Origin of the sequence: Burkholderia sp. Se-20378 (assembly GCF_017104665.1) — a bacterium.
Taxonomy (GTDB): Bacteria; Pseudomonadota; Gammaproteobacteria; order Burkholderiales; family Burkholderiaceae; genus Burkholderia; species Burkholderia lata.
The window spans coordinates 1-2,639 of record NZ_JAAGPG010000847.1 but is presented as its reverse complement, the minus strand read 5'-3'; the positions used below and the strand labels follow the sequence as shown (position 1 = coordinate 2,639).

Sequence of the window (2,639 nt, the reverse complement as noted above, 5' to 3'; positions counted from 1 at the left end):
GGGCACAGTGTTGCCCTACCGGCGGCGCTCCGGTCCCGCCGGGGCCGAACCGGGGCCGATCAGGGGGACGCGTGCGCCGCGTGCGCCGAGCCACGCGGCCGTCGCGACACCCAGATGGCCGAATCCGCCCGTGATCGCGACTGCCTTGCCTTTGAGATCGTGTTCCATCGATGTTTTCTCCTGGATCGAGGGTTGCTTGATGATGCATGTTGCATGAGTCATGCCGGCCGCGGCATGCGTGCGCGGCCGGCAATGCGCCACAGCGTAGCGCCGTTCACGCATCCGTGCGCACGGCGACGAGACTGCGGCGGCGCAGTTCCTCCGTCGTTTCGCCCTGGTTGTCCGGGCGCCAGCCCGGCGGCAGCAGCACGAAGCGGATCGCGGTCCACACGTCGCGGGCCGCGGCGACGTCGCGGGCCAGGCTCGCCCAGTGCTCGAGCTCGACGACGAACGGATTGCGCGAGCGGGTCGGCGTGACGAGGCCGAAACGGCACGGCTCGTCGGCGCGCTCGGCGACATAGGTGCCGAACAGGCGGTCGAACACGACCAGCACGCCACCGTAGTTCGCATCGAGATAGTCGAGGTTCGACGCATGGTGCACGCGGTGCGCGGACGGCGTGTTGAACACGTATTCGAACCAGCCGAGCTTCGGGATCCACGTGTTGTGCAGCCAGAACTGGTACATCAGGTTGAACGACAGGATCGCGAGCACGGCTTCCGGACGCACGCCGAGCCACACGAGCGGCGTGAAGAACATCGCGGCGCCGGCGATCTTGCCGGTCCAGCCGAGGCGAAACGCGGACGACAGCGTCAACTGGTTCGGCGAATGATGCACCGCATGGGTCGACCAGAAGAAGCGCACGCGGTGCGACGCGCGGTGATACCAGTAGTAGCAGAACTCCTGGCCGACGAACACGAGCAGCCCGAGCGCGACGCTATGGAGCGGGATCGTGAAGAGCCGGTGCGCCCACGCGAGGTCGAATAGCGGCGTGGCGAGCGACAGCGGCACCAGCGCGAGCAGCTTGCGGCCCGCGAGATCGGCGAGCGACAGCCATACCTCGTTCCAGTCGAACGGTTCGGGACCGCGGGCGCGGCGCCAGGTGAGCACGGCCGCCTCGACGAGCGAGACGGCGACGATGAAGAGCGTGACGTAGTACGCGAGCTTTCCTGTAGTGGTGAGCATGATGGGCCTTTCCCTTTCCTTCGGTTGAGTCGGACGCGTCATCGGCTGCACGGGCTGCCATCGCGTCGAATGGAACGCACTGTAGTGGGCGCGGAACGGAAAGACCACGCGGGAAATATGTCGCGGTATGTCGTGGGGGAGGTGTTCAGGTGGGGTGTGGCGGGCGCGGGTGCTTGTGGATTGGAACGTGGCTGGTTTGTTGATGCGCGGATGTGTGTCCCGCGGGAAATGTGTCGCCGTGTGTCGCGGGGGAAGGCATTCAGGTGGGGGGTGCCGGGCGCGGGCGCTTGTGGACTGGAGGGTGGTCGGTTTGGGGCTGCGCGTATGTGAGTCCGGCGGGAAATGAGTCGCCGTATGTTGTTGAGGAACGCGTTCAGCTGGGGTGGCGTGCGTGGTCGCTTGTGGGCTGGAGCGTGGTCGGTTTGGGGCTGTGCTTACGTGGGTCGGCAGGAAATGTGACGCCGTATGTTGTGGGGAACGCGTTTAGGCGGTGCATACCGGGCGCGGGCGCTTATGGACCGGAGCGCGACCGGTTTGGGGCAGCGTGTATCAGTGTCCGCCGGGAGATGTGTCGCCGCAGGTTGTGGGGGAACGCGTTCACGCGGTGCGTGCTGGCCATGGGCACTGGTGGACCGGAGCGCGGCCGGTTTGCGGCGGCGCATCTGTATCCGGCGGGAAATATGTCGCCGCATGTTGTGGGGGAACGCGTTCACGCGGTACGTGCTGGCCATGGGCGCTTATAGACCGGAGCGCGGCCGGTTTGCGGCGGCGTGTATCTGTATCCGGCGGGAAATATGTCGCCGCATGTCGTGATGAAATCGATCAACAGTGCGCGCGACCTGACATGGGCTCGAAGGACGAGCCCGCGCGACATAAGAACACTGTCGTTACCGATCGACCGGAAGGAATCCAATTCTTCGGACGGTACGCGCCGGCTTCTCCATGTCACGGAGAAGCCGACCCCAGTCGCATGCGGCGTAGTGCATGCGTTCAATTCGCGTGACGTGGCTCGACACAAAACACGCATGAATCGGCCGGCAAATATGTCGCCGCATGTCGTCGCGACACACATTCGCGCTGCGCACGACACATTCCGCCCCACGTCCCCGCTGCCTGCCCTCGCGCGACCGCATCGCCAACAGCCTTTCCTGGCGCGGCATGCCCGCGATCGGCGCGACTGGCGCACACATTCGTCGTACTTCGAAACAGCACCTCACGTGTAACACCGCGACATCTTTTATGACGCGACGGGCGCGTGTCATCGCCCTAAAGTTCGTCCCGTCGCCACGCCACTGCGTGCACCGAAACGAACCGCAAGGACACCCGATGAAAAACCGCTTCCTCGTCACCGCCGCCGCCCTCACCTTCGCCTGCGCACCGGCCTTCGCCGGCTGGGCCGGCCACGGCACCGCGTACACGCCGCGCGGCACCTACAACGGCGCGCACGCCGGCTCGT

Annotated in this window: 1 protein-coding gene and 1 pseudogene; both read right to left on the bottom strand. The window is 65.9% G+C overall.

What is annotated here, in order from left to right:
• Window positions 1–42: 42 nt before the first annotated feature.
• Window positions 43–168, bottom strand: a pseudogene (locus tag G3N93_RS38175) (NAD-dependent oxidoreductase); the annotation flags it as partial.
• Between the two features lie 106 nt (window positions 169–274).
• On the bottom strand, window positions 275–1,183 hold the full coding sequence (locus G3N93_RS38170) for a sterol desaturase family protein (RefSeq protein ID WP_206135348.1): 909 nt from the start codon (window positions 1,181–1,183) through the stop codon (window positions 275–277).
• Between the last annotated feature and the right edge of the window lie 1,456 nt (window positions 1,184–2,639).